The sequence below is a fragment of the Chlorogloeopsis sp. ULAP02 genome (assembly GCF_038404745.2).
Taxonomy (GTDB): Bacteria; Cyanobacteriota; Cyanobacteriia; order Cyanobacteriales; family Nostocaceae; genus Chlorogloeopsis.
The window spans coordinates 121,103-141,774 of record NZ_JAYKTT020000059.1 but is presented as its reverse complement, the minus strand read 5'-3'; the positions used below and the strand labels follow the sequence as shown (position 1 = coordinate 141,774).

The following is a 20,672-nucleotide window of genomic DNA, read 5'->3' as shown; positions in this document are numbered from 1 at the left end:
GCAGAGATTTTAGTTTGACAGCACAGCGTGGAATATTGCGAGCTAGACTGGGTTGCTGTTGTGAACCTATACTTTCAGCGTTTTTTTTTCAGCCAAGCTTACTAGAGAAAGTTGCAGATACTCAACGATTTGAGCGAGGGTGCGTAGTTGTGCAAGTTCATCAGGATTGGCTTTGGGCAAATCGGGATATTGCTGTTGCACTGCGCCCAGGATTTCGACACGTTTGATTGAGTCAATTCCCAAATCTGCTTCCATATCCATCTCTAGCTCTAAGATTTGAGCTGGATAACCCGTCTTTTGGCTAACGATGTTGAGTAGGGTTTGACTGAATTCGTCAACATCAATACTTTGTGTTGGGGGAGCGATCACTACCGATGATTGGGTTTGTTCATCTGCCTCTACAATCTCCTGAACTAACTCCAAAGCGTTGCTGGCAGTAGGATAGGAAATATTTAGATCGCGTTCGTTGAAAGACTGATTGTTTGGGTTGACAGAGACATAACCAGAAGCGGGAACGCGGATATATTCTGATGATAAGTCATGAGCTGGACTTGATATAATCTGCGGTTGTTCAAAATCAGCTGTAATAGATATGGGCTGAGTGCGATCACTTTCTGGTACTAAAGTTTTGATATGCTCAACAATCTGAGCGAGGGTGCGTAGTTGTGCAAGTTCATCAGGATTGACTTTGGGCAAATCGGGATATTGCTGTTGCACTGCGCCCAGGATTTCGACACGTTTGATTGAGTCAATTCCCAAATCTGCTTCCATATCCATCTCTAGCTCTAAGATTTGAGCTGGATAACCCGTCTTTTGGCTAACGATGTTGAGTAGGGTTTGACTGAATTCGGCAACATTAATACTTACCTGTGTTGGGGGAGCGATCGCTGCTGTTGACTCAGGTTGTATATTTTGAGGAAAGTCGTTTTCTTGAACTAGATTCAAGCCATGACTAGAACCATTACTTAAAACTGATTCAGGATTTCTTGAATGCCCATTAGTAGATATGGCAACCGATAGATCTGCGAACGAAATAGTACTATCGTGTTTAGTCGCATTGTTTTCTCTAATTGTAGGTACAGTTAGAGGGCTATCACGATTGCCAAAATCTGAAACTTTAGTCGATATCTGGTGATCGCTTGAGTCACTATTGAGTAGAATTTCAAACTGTTGCTGTATTAATTGGTAGAAATTTTTAGCATACTCCTTCTCATGGTTTAAATATTCCTCATGAATGCGTAGAGTTTGATCTTGATAAGCTTGAAATCTCTTGATACTGCGTTCGGAGCTTTCAAGTACGGTTAACTTGGTTTCCAACTGTTGTTGACTAGCGTTCCCGTTTGCAAATAATAAGTTCTGCTGTTCCATGAGCTGGCAGAATATCTTACCAAATTCCATCTGTTGGTTAAGAAATTGTTCGTGGGTACGCAAAATATCATCTTGATGTTGATGGAATTGTTTGAGGCTAGAATCTAAGTTGGCTAAAAGACTTTGATAATTTATATGTGGTGTTTTTTGCATCTTCGGTTCAAGAGGTGGTTGAACAGAAATTGGTGTATCGAATGCGGATAAATTTGAGATAGGAGCAATTTTCATCTCAGATGTAGTGTGAGGGGATTTTAATTGATGCCCGTTTTTCTGTGGATGTCCATTGCTTTGATAAGCTGGTGGAGTTAGTACTATGGAGTCAGTAACAGATTTGATGTCTGAATTACTAGTATTAAATGTGACTTTTTGCCTATCCTGTAAAGCGTTTTCAAAAGCTATTTTTGTTTTTTCTGTTACATAGTTCGTACCGTTTAAACGAACATTCAAAATCTTATTCTCATCAGACTCAACTATTTTCTGCGATTGCTGGTAAGGATCTAGGTTTTTTAAAGGTAAACCAGCAACACGCAACTGCACAACAGCTTCTCTTAATAGGCGATCGCTATCTTTTTGGCTTGTGGCATTTAGGGCTACGGCAAGGTGGGGTTTGTCGCCAAGGGTATCTTTCACTAAGTTTGTTAGAATATTCCTCGGCCCAAATTCAATAAAGATATAGCCACCGTCAGCATAGATATTTTCTATTTCATGCTGAAAGCGTACCGAGTTGATCAAATGCTCTTTGAGAATATTTTTGATAGCTTGGGGTTCGGTAGGATAGCGTTTGCCTGTGACATTGCTGTAAACCGGAATTTTGGCAGTTTTAAAGGTAACTGCTTCAATTGCTTGAGCAAAAGGTTTTTGTGCTCGACTAACAAATGGTGTATGAAAAGCTGCCGATACAGATAATAAAACAGTAGAATAACCTTGCTCATTTAAAATCTGTTGAACTTGAGCTATTTCCGGCTTAACACCTGCTAGTACCACCTGATTTTTGGAATTTAAATTAGCGATCGTAACTTGAGGGAATTTCTTTACTACTTGGTTTACCCCACTCACATCGCCCTTAACAGACAGCATGGCTCCCGCATCAAAATTGGGATCTTTGGGCATTGCCATAGCTTGACTTCTAGCTTTAACTAGAAAAAAATAATCTTTATCACTTAAGACTTCGGCAGCCCAAAGAGCCGTCAATTCTCCAAAGCTATGTCCAGCAACAAAGTCAGGTTTAAATCCGGCTTGTTGTAAAATTTTGTATAAGCCAACGCTAAAAACTCCAATCGCTGCTTGGGCGTGCTCAGTACGCTGCAAAACTTCGCTTTGAGCTTGTCTTGTAGCAGCATCAAATACGGGCGGAGGGAAAACAATATCTGAAATTGGCGGCAAATCATCTTGATGCAAAAGCCCGTTCATATAACTGTAGGCTTGTCGCAAGGAAGGAAAGTTAATAGCAAGTTCCCTGCCCATATTTAAATATTGAGAGCCTTGCCCTGAAAATAAAGCAACTACTTTCCCCTGCAAAGCAATGCCAGTTTTGCGGTAGTAAATTCCTTGGGGTAGATTCCACGATTCATTTTCATGAAATTTCTTGAGCCAATCAATGCTCATCCGCAATGAGTCGCAAGCTTCCGATAAAGAATCTGCGACAAACCCCACTCTGACATGAGTAAGAGGAACTTCTAGAGATTCACTAGATTCAATCAGTTCTAGATAATATCTATCTTTGGCAGTGGATTGCAGTTTTTGCAGAAAGTCTTCACATTGAGCTAACAACTGCTTTGGTGTAGATGCAGACAACAGTATTGATTGGGGAGTGCTGTGTAAACGATAGGCGAAATGATGTTCGCTTTCGTATTCTTCCATAACAACATGATAATTTGTGCCACCAAAACCAAAAGAACTCACGCCCGCTCGTCTTGGCGCTCCCCCGTCGATGCAAAGCCAGGGTTTAGTTTCTGTATTTAAATAAAAAGGTGAAGTTTCTAGATTAAATTTAGAGTTTGGCTTAATAATGTTAATTGTGGGCGGCAATACTTTATGGTGTAGGGCTAGAGCAGTTTTAATTAAACTGGCTGTACCTGCTGCGGCTTTTGTATGTCCTATCTGTGATTTAACACTTCCAAGAGCAATGTGTTGATTTTTAGAGTTATTTTCGCTAAAAAATTCTTTTAAAGCCGTAAATTCTGCTACATCTCCGGCTTTAGTGCCTGTGCCGTGCGCTTCTAGTAAACTAACAGTAAGAGGCGATAAATCGGCATCTTCATAGGCACGACGCAATGCTCTCACTTGTCCTTCTGGACGAGGTGCGTAGATACTTTTATACTTACCATCACTAGAGGTGCCAATTCCTTTAATCACTGCATAGATTCTGTCATCGTCTCGTTCGGCATCTTCAAGGCGTTTCAGTACTATCATGCCAATGCCTTCACCTAGCATCATCCCATCTGCATCATCATCAAAAGGTTTGGTATTCTGGCTTGGGGAGATGGCAGGTGTTTTGCTAAAACACATATAGGCAAGAATCGAGTTGTCGGTATCAACTCCTCCAGTTAGCATCATATCGCTGTGATGTTCGCTCAACTCGCTAACAGCCATTTTGAGAGCGCCAAACGAACTAGCACAGGCTGCATCAACCACGCAGTTGATTCCCCCTAAATCTAGGCGGTTAGCAATTCTGCCACTGACTACGTTAGCTAGCATCCCAGGGAAGGCATTTTCTTCCCAATTTACATATGCTAGTTTCATCTTTTCGACTATTTTTTGAGTATCCTCATCAGACAATCCACTGCTTTTAAGAACTTTTTCCCAAATGGGATACTGTAACCGATTACAGAGTGGAACACTCAGTTGTCTTCCCAAAGCCACACCCAGAATAACTCCGGTGCGTTCTCGATTAAACTGTGTAGATGAACCATAGCCTGCATCTTCTAGAGCTTGTTTTGCTACAACTAAACTTAGCAACTGGGAAATATCCGTAACTTCGAGAATATTGGGGGGAAGCCCAAATTCCATCGGATTGAAATCGATTTCTGGGAGAAATCCACCTCTTTTACAGTAGGTTTTGTCAGGTACTTTGGGATCTGGATCGTAGTAAGACTCTACATCCCAACGTGAAGGGGGTACATCGGTAATACAATCAATTTTGTGAAGAATCTTCTCCCAGTATTCCTGTAAATTTTTAGATTGTGGAAATAAAGAAGCTATCCCAATAATAGCTATAGGACTTTTTTGCAGTTGGGAGTTGAGTTTTCTAATCTCCATTGATTTCTCAAGCCTCTTTTTTTTTGTCTGTATCAGCTGGTTTAGAACTTTCTCACAATTGTTAACCTCTTGTTGCAAATTTGCGAGAGCGGTATTAATTTTAAAAGCAGTCATTTGAACATAGGGAACTCTTAACAGGGAACAAGGAATAGGACAGAGATATTTTCATCCTTGGTTGTGGAATTTTATGTGATTGGATTTATGAAAAATAAGTTAAGTAGCTGATGATTAGTAAAAGCAAATAATTGAAGAATATTATTCTGTTACTCTTAAAGAATGACCATGACTAATAACTAATGACAACTTTAATTAGTTAATTTTATTAGTACTAATCAACTGACCATCTTCCATTTGAATAATGCGATCAGCAATATCTAGAATGCGGTTGTCGTGAGTCACCATTAAGATTGCACATTCTTGTTGTTTAGCTAATTGCCGCATTAACTCTACAATATCTCTACCTGTTTTACTATCTAAAGCTGCGGTAGGTTCATCAGCTAAAATTAATTTGGGATGGCTTACTAAAGCACGGGCAATGGCTACCCTTTGCTTTTGTCCTCCTGAGAGATTGTGAGGGTAGTAATTCACGCGATCGCCCAATTTTACAGCTTGGAGTATGGCTTCTGATTTGCGACGGGCTTCTGTCGCAGAAATTTCTTTATGCAATTCAAGTGAAATTTGGACATTCTGACGAGCAGTTAAAAATTCTAGTAAGTTGTGAGCTTGAAAAATATAGCCAATATGGCGACGTATTTTTACTAATTTGTCATTGTTAGCACCATTTAGTTCTTGATTTAGAACTTTAATACTTCCCTCTTGAGGAGAGCGTAAACCACCAATCAAACTCAATAATGTGGTTTTTCCCGAACCAGATGGCCCAGTCATAATTATAATTTCTCCATATCTTATTTTCAAAGTGATATTAAATAAAATTTGATGCCGTAATGGTTGTTGACCGAAATAGTAATTCAGATTGTCAATAGTCACAACGCACTGGTCTGGAATTGATTGAAACAGTTGCATATATAAAATTAGAAAATATCGGCTGGATCTGCCGCTCTTAGCTTATTCATGGCGAAAAAACCAGATATCGAACACATTAATATTGTTGTTATTAAGACGATTAAGGCTTTGTCAACACTCATAAAAATTGGTAGACGAGTAACATTGTTAGCAAAACTATATATATCTAAAGTAATTATAAATCCTGGAATATAACCTAATAAAGCTAAAACTAAAGATTGTTGAAATACTACTTTTAACAAGTAGTTATTTTTAAATCCTATTGCTTTTAAGGTTGCATATTCAGCCAAATGATTGGAAATATTACTATAAAGAATTTGATAAACAACAGCGATACCAATCGCAAAGCCCATTGTCACCATCAAGGTAAATACAAAACCAATGGGTGTTCGTCTAGACCAAAAATCTTTTTCAAACTGAATAAATTCCTGACGATTAAAAATCTTGACATCTTTTGGTAAGTAAGCTGATAAATTAGCAGCAACTTGTTGAATATCAGCACCAGGTTTAAGATTCAATAAACCTATGTCTATTTCTCCTGCCCGTCTCTCTTGAAATGTCCTTAAAAAAGTTGAATAACTCATAATTAAGTTTCCATCAACTCCAAAGGAAGGGCCTTGGGTAAATAAACCTCCAACTTTTACCATGTAACCTATTCTTTTGTTATAGCCAAATATCTCAATAATTACAAGTTTATTTTGCTCAAAATTTTCAGTGATTGGGCCAAATTCAGTGCGAGATAATCGGTCAAACAAAACAACATTAGGAAGTTGAATTATCTTGAGATTATGATTAACTTCTGATAAGTTAAGAATTGGTTTTCCAGGATCGAAGGCAATAACATATATTGGAAATTTGCGTCCATTAACAGGATTTTTTAACTTAGCAAATTGGAGATATAAAGGAATGACTGATTCTACACCGTTAAAACCGAGAGCCTGATATAAGCGAGAACGAGGAAAACTGTGCTGGGAGGTTAAAGAATTATATTGAGAGCTAATTAAAAATAAATCTCCTCGTAAATTCTCATGTAAATATGTAGCACTTGCATACAGAGCATCTTGTACACCTAGTTGTACAAACAAAAGAATGACGATAAAGGCGATACCACTTAAAGTTACTAGAAAGCGAGCTTTTTGGTGGGCTAGTTGTAGCCAAGCTAGGGGAATCTTAAGAATCATTGTTCAAGTTTTTGAGGGTGGGAATTATAGAAGTGTTAGTTATATGTGAATCATTACTTGCACTTGTAAGTTAGTTAGCCTGGCTACTAGCTGACTATCTTCTGGGTTGGAAATCCGAATTTTCACTTCAACTACTTTTTGATCGGTGTCTGCTGATGGATTGACATCAAAAACATTTTGTTTGCTAACTTGTAAACCAACATGGCTGACTGTTCCTTGAACTTTGCCTGGAAAAGCCACGCTAGAAATGGTAGCCTGTTGACCTATACGTACTTTTTTGATGTCTGTTTCATATATTTCTGCCACTACATACATCTGGTTAGTTTTACCAAGCTCGGCAATGCCTTGATTGCTAACAATTTCTCCAGCGCGGGTATGAATTTTCAAAACCTTGCCATTTATGGGAGAGCGCACGTAGGCTAAATTGTAATCTGCTTGCGCTTGTTGAACTTGAGCGATCGCATCATCAACTTCTGCTTGAGCTAATTGCACATCTTCAGGACGAATCTCTACAATTCGATTGAGAGTCGCTTTAGCTTGAGCGATCTGCTCTCGATAACTTCCTACGGTACGCTTTAGAGTTGCTTTGGCTTCATTGAGCTGCTGTTGAGCTGTTTCCATTGGTAGTCTTTTGCTGTCTCTAGCAGAAGCTGATATTGCTCCAGTTTGGTATAGTTCCTGATAGCGTCGGTTCTCTGCTTCGGCATTGCTTAACTCGGCTTCTAAACGAGCGATCGCTGCTTGTTGAGCGGCAATTTCTCCACGCGATTCAGCCTCTAAGCGAGCGATCGTTGCTTGTTGAGCAGCTATTTCTCCTGTTTGAGCACCCGCTTTTACCTTTGCTAGACGAGCTTTGGCGATTTTGACTTGTTGTTTGGCTCTATTTAAGGCAGCTTGGCGAGATTCATAACTATCTAAAATTGCAATTATTTGTTCTAATTGCACCTTATCTCCTTCCTTTACCAAAATTCGCTCCACTCGTGTACCTTGGATTGAAGTCGGAGCAGATAGATGAATCACTTCTCCTTCTGGTTCTAAACGCCCTAAACCTGTAACACCAATAATGGCGGGGTTACTCTTTTGAGCAACTGGTGTAGAATTTCTAGAACTAAATCGAAATAGCAAAAAATTGGATAAACCTGTGGCAACTAATAAAATTAACAGTATCTGACCGATACGTTTTATTAATGAATGATTTTCGTTTTGTTCTTTTATCATTTCTGCTTCAGTAATCAATGTGGCAGAATCTATCAATATTTAATTCTTTTTGGATTGTTAAAACTATTTTTTAGTTGCTTAACACATCAGTTTGCATGAAGTCAAAATGAATATTCAGCTAGCTATCAATCAATATAAACACTTATTTACACTATTTACATAGCATTTTTACCCAATAAACTAGGTAAGGTTACGTATATTATTACTAGTTAGTAAATAAATATTTAATTAATATAACAACTAGGTTAAATTTCAAACCTACTTATAAAAATCCCGGCTTCTTAGAGGAGCCGGGTTTTATATTTGAATTTATTTATATTGAATTGATTATAATTAATTATACAATACAAAAATAATATATTTTCAAAATAATATTAATTATATATAACTAAGAATTTTGTCTTTAATATAAATTTGATTATTAAAATTCTATAGTAGTTCAAAACCTCTATTAAATAAATACCACACTCATAAATCAATAATTAATTATTGATTTATTAAATTATTTCTCATGGCAAATTGTACAAGCTCTAATCGATTATTTGTTCCAGTTTTACCTAGTAAATTACTAACATATTTCTCTACAGTTCGACGACTGAGATATAAGTTAGTAGCAATTTGGGAATTTGATTTACCCTGTATCAAAAATCTTAAAACCATTCTTTCTCTGCGAGTCAAAAATATTTGGTCTATTGAATTTACCTGGGGAATTTGTTCTTGATTTCCTAAAGAAATCTGATATGTGAAATCAACTGAAGTAATTTGCCTTTCCATACTTTGCTGTTGCATTCCTAAGTGCCACTCCCATAGCATTAGTTGCGATCGCTCTAGTAAATTGCGAATTACAGCATATAGTTCATTTAATTCAAATGGTTTAGGTAAACACGCGTCACCCCCTAGCTGATAGCCTAAAATTCGCTTTTGAGCATCTACTCTTGCTGTCAAAAAAACTACAGGCAATATACGAAATTTTGGATGCTGGCGCACCCAGCGAATTAACTGATAACCATCTAACTCAGACATACTAATGTCAGTGACGATTAAGTTAGGATGGTACTCTTCAATGATATTTAATGCTTCTTGCCCATCCTCAGTAGTAATAACTGAGTAACCGAACTCCTCTAGAGAAGAACTAGCTTCATAACGAACTGTTGGATCATCATCGACAATAAGAATTAATAAGGACATAATACAACAATATTTTCTGGCTAAATTGGCATTGCTAATAATGAAAAAGTCGAAGTCATAAAGTTGTAGCACGAAGCTATAGAATAAAATGCTCTACTTAGTTCAGTTGCACCGCCTGCCAGAGATGTTTGCTCCTCAAAGTTATTGAAAATGTTTAAGCTCTGTGTTCATTTGCCGCTTGACTACCTTATGAATTCAAAAATTTACTTGTCAGCACTTAACCAATCTCTATCAAGCATTAAAGCTTTGATTCAACTTCGACTTTAAAGTTGAAGTTTGACTGCATATGCAGCAAGGCAAGTAGGATTGTGACTTTAACAATCTTTAAAAGAAGTTGGACAATGAAGTTCTACTCTACCTCTCCTCCTGATATCAACAATTGCAACAGTAAGAATTACATATTGCCTTATAAACTCAATATATTGAATCAGCCCCACATTGTTGCCAACTAATGTTGTGTTTATCAACACTAAAAAAGAATAGCCTATTATCTAGACAGATGATGGTTATTTGCCTTGACTTTAGGTTGGGTAAGTATATAGAGCAGGGGAAGGTGATTGTGAAGAAGTCATTGCAGTTAGTGAAAAAAGCAATCTTTTGTTACTAAATTCCCAAAATGAAATGTATTGTTAGGGTTGCCCTAAAGCTATTTAATTGTTAAAAGTTTTACTAAATTTGCTTTGAAAAATATAATATCTTACATAAATTAATATTTAAATAAATAATGCATTATATAATGTAAATTCTATATCTCTCAAAAGTTTTGGGTGAAATTACAGCGGATTGCAAGTTAATGGAGTACACCCCTCCCTAACCCTCCCGCAGTGCTGGACTCACCGCAACGCGCTGGCTCTTCTTAGTAAGAAGGGGGTAGCCGATAGGGTAGGTGGGGTAATATACTTCATTTAGATGAAATGCGCTGTAACTTTATGTAAAGTAGCCCACTTCATCCATTGATATCTATTGTTTCAATGCCGAATCTTCCACTTACTCTCAATCCATGAAGGGCAAGCCCGTGCAGGATCAGGCTAAGACAAAACAACAGTTAATAGATGAAATTGTCCTCCTACGGCAGGAATTAGCAAAGTTTAGAATTGACAAACAAACATTGGAGGAAAATCTCTTTCATCCAAAAGCCGATTCTGCAAAAAGTATAGATTGGGATTGCAATGTTGACGACAGTGCAAGCAAAGATGGCTACAACAGCGTAAAAGCGCCGTTAGGAAAACTCTATAGAAAGCTCAAAAGTTCGGTGAGTGCTGTTGGAGTGGCAGCTATTCTGCAACAAGGCACACTACGTGCGTCTATGCTGCTAGCAAAAATTTGGAGAAGATTTGCCCCTGCTGCACTAGTCACAGATAATCGTGAACAAGTGGAAGTTGCTCTGCAAGAAAGCCAACGCGCTCTTTCAACCTTGATGAGTAATCTACCTGGCATGGCTTACCGATGTCAGATAGATGAAAACTACACCTTTGAATTTGCCAGCGAGGGGTGTTTAGAACTAACAGGATATTATCCTGCTGATTTTTACCAAGGTGGGAGAATTGCATATGTTGACATTATTCATCCAGATGATAGGGAGCGTATCCGCAAACAAGCAATAGTAAGTTTGCTAGAGCGGCGAGAACGTCTCACTGTGACTTATCGCATTATCACGGCGAATGGTGAGGAGCGATGGTTGTGGGATCAAGCGGTTGGAATTTACTCGCCAGCAGGAGACTTAATCGCAGTTGAGGGATTTGCCACCGATATTAGCGATGCCTCAGGGCAAGCCGCGACGCGTCTACGCAAAAATGCAGAAACAGCATTGCAACGCTCTCAGGAAACAACTCAGCAACAATTGGCGGAAATTGAAACAATCTATGCAACTACTCCAATCGGATTGTGTTTTTTGGATCTTAACTTTCGATTTGTTCGCTTGAACGAACACTTAGCACAAATCAACGGTTTACCAGTAGCTGCTCATATTGGGCAAACTATCCGAGAGATTCTGCCAGAACTTGCTGACAAACTCGAATCTATCTACAACCAAGTTATTCTATTTGGCTTACCAGTTTTAGATGTTGAAGTTCACGGTGCTACACCCGCACAACCAGGAATAAAACGAGATTGGTTAGTTAGCTTTTACCCGCTTCAGGATAGTAATAATTACATCCTGGGGATCAACGGCATGGTACAAGAGATAACCGAGCGCAAACGCCTAGAGCGAGCCTTGCAAGCCTCTGAATCCAAGATGAGCGATATTGTTAATAGTGCGATCGCTGCAATCAACAGTACACGAGTATATGCCGATCAAGATTTACTAAACTATGAATATGAGTATGTTTCTGCCGGATGTGAAACAATCCTTGGCTACACGCCTGAGGAACTAATGGCAGATCAATCATTGTGGCGCTCATGTATAGTTTCGGAAGACTTGGAAGCTATATTGCCACAAATCAATGAGGCAATCTTTAGGGAGCATACTATTACTTTCGAGTACAGATTTCACCATAAAAACGGCTCTGTGCGATGGCTTTCAGCTACGTTAGCATCCCGCAGGGATGAAGCAGCCAATTGTTGGATCGTTACGACAATTACAACCGACATAACTGAACACAAGTTAGCAGAAGAACGGATCAAATTTCAGGCTAATGTTTTATCTCAGGTGAAAGAAGCGGTAATTGCGATTGATCCTGAATTTCGCGTTACATATTGGAATCAAGCAGCAGAGCAGCTGTATGATACCAGGGTTGAAGAAATACTTGGTCAAAAATTAGAAACATCTTATCAGTATCGCTGGCTGAGGGAAGAAGATGAGCAGGCTGCGCATGATTCCTTGGCGACATTAGGCTTCTGGCAAGGGGAAAATATCCATATCAAAAAAAACAAAGAAGAAATATACGTCGAGGTATCAGTTAGTGTACTGAAAGATGAAAATGGCGCACAGACTGGTTTACTCGCAATTATTCGTGACATTAGCGATCGCAAACTAGCTGAACAGGAAATTAGCTTTCAAGCAAACTTGCTCAACCAAGTTTGCAATGCTGTAATTTACACAGATATGGAGGGGCGGATCGCTTACTGGAATCGTTTTGCCGAAACCCTTTACCAGTGGACGGCAAATGAGGTAATAGGTAAAAAAATTATAGAAGTTTTAACACCTCCTGGACAGGAGCAATTGCTGGCACAAACTTTTGCATCCTTAAGACAAAATTGTCGAGCTGATGCAGAAGTTTTGCTACAGCGCAAAGATGGCAGTCTGATTCTTGTCTGGGCATCTACAACTATGATGAACGATGAGCGAGGAAAAGCGATCGGCTTTGTGGGAGTATCCTTCGACATTAGTGAACGCAAACGCTCAGAAGAGAAAATCCGCGAACAAGCAGCCCTACTAAATATTGCAACCGATGCGATCGTTGTGCGCGATCTAGAACACCAAATCCTGTTTTGGAACCAAGGAGCAGAGAAAATTTATGGGTGGGCAGCAGCAGAAGTAATCAGTAAAAACGCTAATCAGCTTTTGTATAAAGAGGCTACACTACAACTTGAAGCAGTTAAGAAAGCCCTAGCTAACAAAGGAGAGTGGTGGGGCGAGTTACGCCAAATTGCCAAAAATGGAAAAGAAATCATTGTTGCTAGTCGGTGGACATATATATATGATCAACAGGGTTTGCCAACATCAATTTTAGTTGTCAATACCGACATTACAGAAAAAAAACAAATCGAAGCCCAGTTTTTGAGAGTTCAACGCCTAGAGAGTCTTGGTAATCTCGCCAGTGGCATCGCCCACGATCTCAATAATATCTTGACACCAATTTTAGCAGCGTCTCAACTTTTGTTATATAAACAATCTAATTTAGATGCACTCAATCAAGAACTGCTGGAAATAGTTGAAAATAATGCCAGACGGGGAAGCGATTTAGTCAAGCAGATTCTATATTTTGCACGTGGCGCAGAAGGAGAAATGACTCTGCTACAAGTCCGGGATATACTGTTAGAAATTGAAAAATTCCTAAAGCAGACGTTTCCAAAATCTATCAAAGTTCATACGGATATCCCCGAAGAACTTTGTGCAGTTTCTGCTAATGCTGCCCAACTGCATCAAGTATTCATCAACCTCTGCGTCAATGCTTGTGATGCTATGCCAAATGGTGGTAGTTTAAGTTTTTCTGCAAAAAATATTTTGATTGATGAAAACTATACGCTCATGAATATGGAGGCTAAAGCTGGCTCCTACATTGTGGTAACTGTTGCAGACACAGGAAGTGGTATTCCTCCAGAAATTATAGATCGAATTTTTGAACCATTTTTTACAACTAAAGAGATTGGCAAAGGAACAGGATTGGGACTTTCGACTGTAATGGGTATTGTCAAAAGTCATAGCGGTTTTATCACCGTGTCGAGCCAAGTTGGAGAAGGTAGCCAATTTAAAGTATTTTTGCCTGCGGTGAATACGTCTGTAGCCTTGCCAGTGGAAGACTTAAAATTGCCTACTGGGGCAGGGGAATTAATTCTTGTTGTTGATGATGAAGCTCCAATTCGAGAAACTACTAAAACTTTACTTGAACAACATAACTATAAAATTCTCACCGCTAGTGATGGAATAGAAGCGATCGCCTTATACATTCAGCATAAGAATGACATTAAGGCAGTGTTAATGGATATGATGATGCCGGCTATGGATGGGCAAAATGCGATCCAAATGCTCAAAAAAATCAATCCAGAGGTTAAAGTAATTGCTTCTAGTGGATTGATAATGAATAGCAAACTTGCAGAAGCTGCCCATGCCAGCACATTTTTGGTTAAGCCTTACACGGCTAAAGAATTACTAGACACTTTACATAAGGTACTCAGTTGAAAATAGGGAACAGGGAACAGGTACTTTCATCATAGGCTTAAAACTGCTCAAGAATTTACCCAAATCATTCACCAATCCGAGTGCGCTGGGATCGTATTGGACTTCTTGTGCTTGGGCAACAGACGGAATACTAGGAACACCTATTGCAGCGATCGCGATCGCAAGAGTTGATAATCCAATCAAATTTTTCATCACATAGATATTGTGTTCAATTTGTGCTCTGACAGTGTTTGAAAACACTCATTTTTCATGCTTTTATACCTGCAAATTAGGAAAATTGAGAGTCATGCTTGCTGCTAAGTATTGGAGAGAATGCAGCAAGCGATCGCTCACGGAGGTGAGTTGGCTACTGACTTCTGACTCCTGAATTCTGTTTGATAAAATTGGATTTTACATTCAATCTATTATTTGCTGTGACTCAAGGTGAGTTTGGCTAATTTACATTAGACGTAACTTGGAAACCAGTAGTAAAACGATAATATTTATGTGGATTTGCCGCTTGGTAGTTCTCGTTACCAGGTTGAACCTGGTAACGAGGGTTTCGAGGCTTTGCCTCCAGGCTGTTGGATTTGTCGCTTTGTCTGAGTGTGAAGAGAGTAATTTCAGGCGGGCAGTTAATCCGTATTGGTATGATACTGAAACCAATTCCTCGATTCACGTAAAGATGGTTTCCCAGCTGTCCATACCCATCGATCCAACCATCGGCATGAACTTCATCCTCCTTAGTAAAAGTTAACCATGACCATTCTGGGGTGAATGGCAGACGAATTTGCCCCCCGTGGGTATGCCCTGCTACAGCCACAGGTGCGGTGTTGGCAGGAAATTCAGCAAAGGACTCAGGATGGTGCATCATTATAAATCTGGGTGCTGTATCTGGTACTTGTGCCAGAGCGACTTGGGGTTTATCTTTATCAGCCCAATGCGAACCAATGCCTACCAAGTATAAAACTGCTTGCTCATCTAGCTTAGTGGATGATGCCAAGGTTACAGCTTGATTTTGCAACATTTGTACGCCCACAGTTTCCAGAGATGCAGCTAGTTTAGTCGCTTGTGCTACATCGGGGGAAGCATGCTTAGATTTCATGCCATAGTCATGATTACCTAGAACGGCATATGTAGGAATACCAGCAGCGGTTAATGGACGAACCAACTCAATTGCTTGATTAATTTCCGCGCTGGGGTTATCGCCTGCTTTGTATATAAAGTCACCAACAATCAGCACTGCGCTCGGACGTTCTTTAACTAATTGCGCGACAATTCTGCGGATGGTAGGGGTGTTTGCCAGCCACATTCCTACTTGCCAATCACCAATCACTGCTATTCGTTGCCCTACCCATGCTGCGGGAAGACCGGGTATTACGGCGACTTGTGGTTCAATATCAATAAAATAGGGTTCGATTAAGCCGTAAATTAGAAGTGCAGCAATTAAACCCAATAAACCTAATAATCCCAATAAAAAGTATTTGATTTTCTTCATAGTTAGCTTGCAAATTCTATTTTTGCCTGTTATTGAGCGATCGCCTCACAACTACTACCGAATTTGGGGCAAATGCCTAGATAAACCCATACGTGCAAACAGTGCTGGTGCCAAGAACGCAATCCACAGCGCCGCAAAGCCAGATGTCACAGCCTCACGCACCAATCCACTGCTAATCATGAGGCGAAATACAAGTACGAGCGTTACCAAACTGTTGCTAAAAGCACGGCTCCAAGTAAGCCATAGGCAAGTCGTCGTCCCCAAACCCAGAGTGCTAAAGCAAACATCACTGTAACAGCCTTAGCTGTCCCAAATTGTGAGAGAGCCTCAAACAACCAATTCCAACTGCTATCAAACAAGCGCTGAATAGTAATAATTGGCTCAGGACTCCAAAGTATGTCAACCGCCATTTTCCTCAGAATTATTTTTAGATTTACCCTCGTTACCAGGTTCAACCTGGTAACGAGAACTAGAGCCTCTGGCTCCTCATCAGTTTACTCATTGGTTCGTCTCAAAGAGCCGAAAACGAACCTGCTGAAAGCGGTTGCACTCCAAAACTTTCCTCTGACAGTCAACCTCTGTACCGTCCACTCATGCTTGTTCGGCTGCCATACCATGAAGGTGTTCAATTACACCTTCATAAGGAAAAGCATAATTTCCCTGTTCTTCCCAAGTTAGCTCCAGGCTGTCGGAGTTCCGTATCATTTGGAATTGATCCAATCGCCACTCACCGTGAAATACAACACTGAATCTAGAAGATCATGCCAGACACTTTATTGCGGAATTGCTGAAGGATACACCTCATCAGCAATTAATACGGGTTTGTTGCTGTATTCTGCCTCTAGCTGCCGCCTCACGTTCAAATCCCAAGTCAAATTGTATTCCCGTTCTAAATCGGCAACAATAAACGGACGTAACACGCCCGTTACTGCAACCTTCTCATTTTCAGTCACCTTTGGTTGTGGTTTGGTATGCAAGACTAGTAAGTCTTGTCCTCCAAACAACTTGTCTTCATCGAGTGTAAATGAGTTCACACCTGTAATATTTTCAACTTCACCTGTTACCGCTAGCCTTTTACCGTAGTATTGTTTGGGATCTGTAGTAATTTCACCAGGTTTGGGTGCTTGCGCTAGTGACTGTGCAATAATTGCAGGTTTATTTTCGTACTCTACATATAACTCTGGCTCCAAGTCCAAATCAAATTCTCGTTCAATATCTGCCAGTACAAAATTGCGAACCGTTCCTGTCACTTGAATCGGTACATCATCGTCGGCTGGTAAGGCAAAAGGTTTACCTGTAGCATTTACAACTAGGATGGGTTCACTACCAAAAAATTGCTGATCGCTAATTGTAAAAGTTGATGGAGCGATTTTTTTGATCGGTTCACTTCTGACAGTTACGGTTTTACCAATCAGTTTATTTGTACTATCAGCGACTTCCTCAGCAGTGACATTAGTTTCTGGTACTGCTGCCTCTCGTTCCAAGTTGTTGGTACAAGCTCCAAGCACCACAGCCGAGAGTACTAAAGCAACAGCTGTATTAGCCTTCCATAGCTTTTGGATAAAGTTGCCATTTTGGTTAAATTTACTAATCATTAAGAAAATCTCCTTAAATTTGCTGATAATTTTGCTAAAAAGTGGTTCAATTAGTTACCTCGACCTAATTTAAAAAGACTTGACCATCGCTTTGAATTCTCAATACACCCTGATTGTCATCTAGCCTAGTCTCTTCATCCATTGAAACTGCTAGCATCCCTGACTCTGTGGCAGCTACAGGTATGAATTTCAGCAGTCCTCCATCTTCACGCACGGCTGTAATCGTGACAGGCGTTGGTAAGTCTTGCAGAACAATTTCTTCCCCACCTGCGAGGATTCGAGGCTGGGTATGCGCGATCGCTTGATAGGTAATACGGGCATTAGTATTATTTTTCAATCTCACATCCACTGTGCCTGCTGTTGGCGTGACGGTAGCGATGGGGTTTTGTCGGGTTTCTGGAGCGGGTGTTGGTTGGCGATTAACAGGTAAACCCTCCGGCTGTACCACAACTCCTCCTTGTCCTCTTAGTCTGAGAGTTGCAGCATTCGGCGGACATCCCTCTGGAACCAAAACTCGATGATTATGTGGTTCTTCATAGTAAATGCGAGGACAGGGATTGAGTGCAGAGGAAGGAGCTGCGTTGGCAGCGAGGGGGATAGCTGGCAAACCAATTAATAAACTTCCAAAAATGCTTCCTAATAACTCAGTCTTTTTTATATTCGTCTGATTTTGCTGACTCATAAATACCTCATTTTGTTAATAAAAAATTGAAACTTTCTCAATTATTCTGATATTAAAAAATCTCTTTATTGAGTTTTTTGTGAAATACTCAATTGAGTTTCAATCTAATTCAGTATTAAATTGTCTGCCACTCACTACACTCTTATTTGAATAATTTTTTATTGGCAGCTAGCCATTCTTCTTGCAGTTTTAATCTTGGATGATCTGTGTCATTAATTTCGTACAAATTTGGATAATGATGGTAGTTATAAGTAGCGCGAGCCTCAACAGCCTTGTCCTCTTCTTCTGAGGAAATACAAGGCTTATTAACTCCCATTGGTTCATTTAAAATAGCAACTTGATTGATTGCCATAGGAGAGTATGGCACTATCGGTACTATAGGATTAACATAAGAATAAGTAGGTGGATTCATGCTATAAAAATTTCTGACCAGATCCTCATAGTCGTAATCAATTTTTAGATCATCACTAAACTCAGGCAAATTTTTTGCATTCTCTTCAGTAAGACCTTTAACATAAACTCGCTTATCAGAGAAATGAATCTGTGAAAGCCCAATTGGTAACAACACTTTTTTACCAAATATCCAAAAGCCCAAGTCAATAATTAAATACCGGAACTTAGCTTCTTTCTCATCAACTAGAATGTCATTAACAGTACCAATTTTCTCGTCAGTAAGATTTGAATAAATACTAAAATCAATAATGTTCTCTTTACCAAATATCTCACGGTAATTTGGAACAATATCTGTGAGTTTTAACAGAGCCATTTTATTCTCCAAAATTTCTTAGATGTGTAATTTGAGAAAAAGTTGAGCCGCTCAACTGTTAGAGGAGCTATGATTAACCAGCTGTAGTTTGAGCTTAAGCTTAAATAGTGGAAATCTAGTGAATAATTCAAGCTAATTTTTAAAATTAATGCTGAAGATATAGTGTTCTATTCTCAGTGGAATAGTTAACTACATAGAAATAGAATCAATACCTCTATCTATTACTGCTCTACCCATTCAAGTAATCCAAGAGAGGTAACTCCACCAAAAAAGTGAGCGCCAATCATATTTATATTTGCCAGCATTACAAAAATATCTAGCGAACGAATGACATTTTCCGGGTTATAAACTGCTACTCCTTGCGGTTGGGCTAAAGCTTTCGCCAGTACAACAGCAACTGTCTCTTCAGATCCAATAAAAGCTATTAATAACCCTACTAGACTAACGATTAATCCAAATCTCAAAACCCGAATTATATCCTCTTTTTTTGGATGGATTTGAGGATTGGGGGCTTGTAAACGTTTAGCTAAACGTCTGTAACGGAAAGCCCAGTAAACCCGGAAGCACAACAGCAAAATTCCAATAATAGCTAGAAATATGCCAAAACCGATGCCTGGATTATTCGTTTGGGCAGTGATGTTACGGCTAAAGGACGCAAATAACAAAGCGAGAGCAGAAATACTACCTAGTGCTAACTGTACCCAAAAGCTAAATCGACTTACTACACGAAAAGTAGCAGCAAATTCTTGTTTAGTTGGTGGTTGCGAGAGAGATTCTAAATTATTTAACATATACACCCTCTTGGTCATTTGTCATTAGTTATTTGTCATTAATTATTGAGCATTAGACAAATAACAAATACTAGGTTAATAGTAGGGTGTAATTGTGGAAAACTAGTGGAGAATACCTAAATTCCAAAAAATTACTACTTAAGAGTTATCTTGAGTATATCGATAGATTTATCTGGTATTTTGAACAAATTGCTATAAACTGTAAAATAAATTTCTGGCTTTATACTGTTCCAATGAGTTAAAACTCTATCCAGTCAATTTTTGAGTAAATTTGGCTTTTACCCTCAATTAAAATTCAAGGCTAAAAATTTTTAAGAGAATGTCTCTTAAGGTAGTAGCGAATATAATTCACATATTTCAGTTTAAAGCTGCTGCTACTTGAGTAGCAAGTTTCTGAGGATTAAAGGGTTTACTGATTACGCCTTTTACACCCAATTGAGTAAACTTATGTGCTTCTTTACTGCGCCCTCTAGCTGTCATTAAAATTACAGGAATATGCTTAGTCACTGGATTTGCTTGTAAATTTTGAAACGTGCTTGTTCCATCCATATCTGGCATCATTACATCTAAAAGGATGGCATCAGGTTGAGCAGTTTGAGCCAATAGCAGTCCTTCAGTGCCACTTTTAGCAGTTAATACTTGCCAACCCCCCATGATTTCCAGGCAAGTTTGAATCAATTTACGGATATCGTCTTCATCATCAATAACAAGGATTTGCTTGGCACTCATCGTTATTTTCTTCCTATGTTTGAATCACCAGATAAAGGCGATCGCTTGCTATTAAAAATCTTCTAGTGTAGGAAAGCCTTTAGTTAGAAAACGAGTATATGTATTTGAAATCAATATAATATTCAAGGCACGGCTGCTGTTAAGCAGCGGAGAGTGTTACTGTCTGCAAGAAGTTACGGTTTGTAGGCGAGAGATATTTAATCTAAATAATTACACTCCACTCAGTTAGACTTTTTGTCACTACTTAAGAGTGCCTTGAATCTATCATTAGCTTGAACAACCAGTTCTAAAGATGTCCTTATATCTGTTGAATATGGGCGTAGAGGTAAGTTGAACTGCTGGGATACAACCTGGTCTAAATCTGCTAGTGAGTTTAGTTGAACAGTTGCAGTACGATATTGTGTTGTTGTTTCCATTTTATACTTGCTTAAATTCTGCTGCAAAAAATCTTATGGTACTCATCCTTAAAGATAGACTTCAAAAGTGGAAATCTGGTGTAGAAATATAGAATTCCCAAGCACCTGAACCTGAAAAGTTTTTGAGTGAATTATCCAGT

The 20,672-nt window shown here is 39.1% G+C and carries 16 protein-coding genes; 1 reads left to right on the top strand and 15 read right to left on the bottom strand.

Annotated features, from left to right (window positions below; genetic code table 11):
• Nucleotides 1–66: 66 nt before the first annotated feature.
• The 5 genes from U2718_RS20485 to U2718_RS20465 all read right to left on the bottom strand — a co-directional run bounded on the left by U2718_RS20485 (nt 67) and on the right by U2718_RS20465 (nt 9,236).
• The gene (locus U2718_RS20485) at nt 67–4,626 is read right to left on the bottom strand and encodes a beta-ketoacyl synthase N-terminal-like domain-containing protein (protein ID WP_411813334.1); all 4,560 of its coding nucleotides are present in this window, start codon (nt 4,624–4,626) and stop codon (nt 67–69) included.
• A gap of 309 nt (nt 4,627–4,935) precedes the next feature.
• The gene (locus tag U2718_RS20480) at nt 4,936–5,649 is read right to left on the bottom strand and encodes a DevA family ABC transporter ATP-binding protein (RefSeq protein WP_342002068.1); all 714 of its coding nucleotides are present in this window, start codon (nt 5,647–5,649) and stop codon (nt 4,936–4,938) included.
• A gap of 8 nt (nt 5,650–5,657) precedes the next feature.
• Nucleotides 5,658–6,830, bottom strand: a complete 1,173-nt coding sequence (devC, locus tag U2718_RS20475; RefSeq protein WP_342002070.1) for an ABC transporter permease DevC — start codon at nt 6,828–6,830, stop codon at nt 5,658–5,660.
• Between the two features lie 39 nt (nt 6,831–6,869).
• Entirely contained in the window at nt 6,870–8,048 is a 1,179-nt protein-coding gene (locus U2718_RS20470) for an ABC exporter membrane fusion protein (protein ID WP_342002072.1), read from the bottom strand.
• A gap of 486 nt (nt 8,049–8,534) precedes the next feature.
• Complete coding sequence (locus tag U2718_RS20465; protein ID WP_342002074.1) at nt 8,535–9,236, bottom strand: response regulator transcription factor; 702 nt, start codon at nt 9,234–9,236, stop codon at nt 8,535–8,537.
• A 1,000-nt stretch (nt 9,237–10,236) separates the two neighbouring features.
• Here U2718_RS20465 and U2718_RS20460 point away from each other — a divergent pair.
• On the top strand, nt 10,237–14,076 hold the full coding sequence (locus U2718_RS20460; protein WP_342002076.1) for a PAS domain S-box protein: 3,840 nt from the start codon (nt 10,237–10,239) through the stop codon (nt 14,074–14,076).
• Here the strand turns inward: U2718_RS20460 and U2718_RS20455 are convergent.
• The 10 genes from U2718_RS20455 to U2718_RS20410 form a co-directional block, all read right to left on the bottom strand.
• Nucleotides 14,056–14,268, bottom strand: coding sequence for a hypothetical protein (locus U2718_RS20455; protein ID WP_411813333.1), 213 nt, complete (start codon nt 14,266–14,268; stop codon nt 14,056–14,058). The two genes, U2718_RS20460 and U2718_RS20455, sit on opposite strands and share 21 nt — an antisense overlap.
• Nucleotides 14,269–14,509: 241 nt before the next feature.
• Nucleotides 14,510–15,553, bottom strand: coding sequence for a metallophosphoesterase (locus U2718_RS20450; RefSeq protein ID WP_342002079.1), 1,044 nt, complete (start codon nt 15,551–15,553; stop codon nt 14,510–14,512).
• Nucleotides 15,554–15,607: 54 nt separating this feature from the next.
• The gene (locus U2718_RS20445; protein WP_342002081.1) at nt 15,608–15,733 is read right to left on the bottom strand and encodes a hypothetical protein; all 126 of its coding nucleotides are present in this window, start codon (nt 15,731–15,733) and stop codon (nt 15,608–15,610) included.
• A 23-nt stretch (nt 15,734–15,756) separates the two neighbouring features.
• Complete coding sequence (locus tag U2718_RS20440; RefSeq protein ID WP_342002083.1) at nt 15,757–15,963, bottom strand: hypothetical protein; 207 nt, start codon at nt 15,961–15,963, stop codon at nt 15,757–15,759.
• 363 nt (nt 15,964–16,326) lie between these two features.
• The gene (locus tag U2718_RS20435; RefSeq protein WP_342002085.1) at nt 16,327–17,148 is read right to left on the bottom strand and encodes a hypothetical protein; all 822 of its coding nucleotides are present in this window, start codon (nt 17,146–17,148) and stop codon (nt 16,327–16,329) included.
• Nucleotides 17,149–17,212: 64 nt separating this feature from the next.
• Nucleotides 17,213–17,830 carry a hypothetical protein gene (locus U2718_RS20430; RefSeq protein ID WP_342002087.1) on the bottom strand — a complete coding sequence of 206 codons (618 nt, stop codon included), beginning with the start codon at nt 17,828–17,830 and terminating at the stop codon, nt 17,213–17,215.
• Between the two features lie 142 nt (nt 17,831–17,972).
• A complete protein-coding gene (locus U2718_RS20425; RefSeq protein WP_342002089.1) occupies nt 17,973–18,596 on the bottom strand; it encodes a PRC-barrel domain-containing protein in 624 nt (207 codons plus the stop codon).
• A gap of 221 nt (nt 18,597–18,817) precedes the next feature.
• Nucleotides 18,818–19,387, bottom strand: coding sequence for a DUF3611 family protein (locus U2718_RS20420; protein ID WP_342002090.1), 570 nt, complete (start codon nt 19,385–19,387; stop codon nt 18,818–18,820).
• A gap of 357 nt (nt 19,388–19,744) precedes the next feature.
• A complete protein-coding gene (locus tag U2718_RS20415) occupies nt 19,745–20,116 on the bottom strand; it encodes a response regulator (RefSeq protein ID WP_342002092.1) in 372 nt (123 codons plus the stop codon).
• Nucleotides 20,117–20,337: 221 nt separating this feature from the next.
• Nucleotides 20,338–20,532, bottom strand: a complete 195-nt coding sequence (locus tag U2718_RS20410; RefSeq protein ID WP_342002221.1) for a hypothetical protein — start codon at nt 20,530–20,532, stop codon at nt 20,338–20,340.
• Nucleotides 20,533–20,672: the final 140 nt, after the last annotated feature.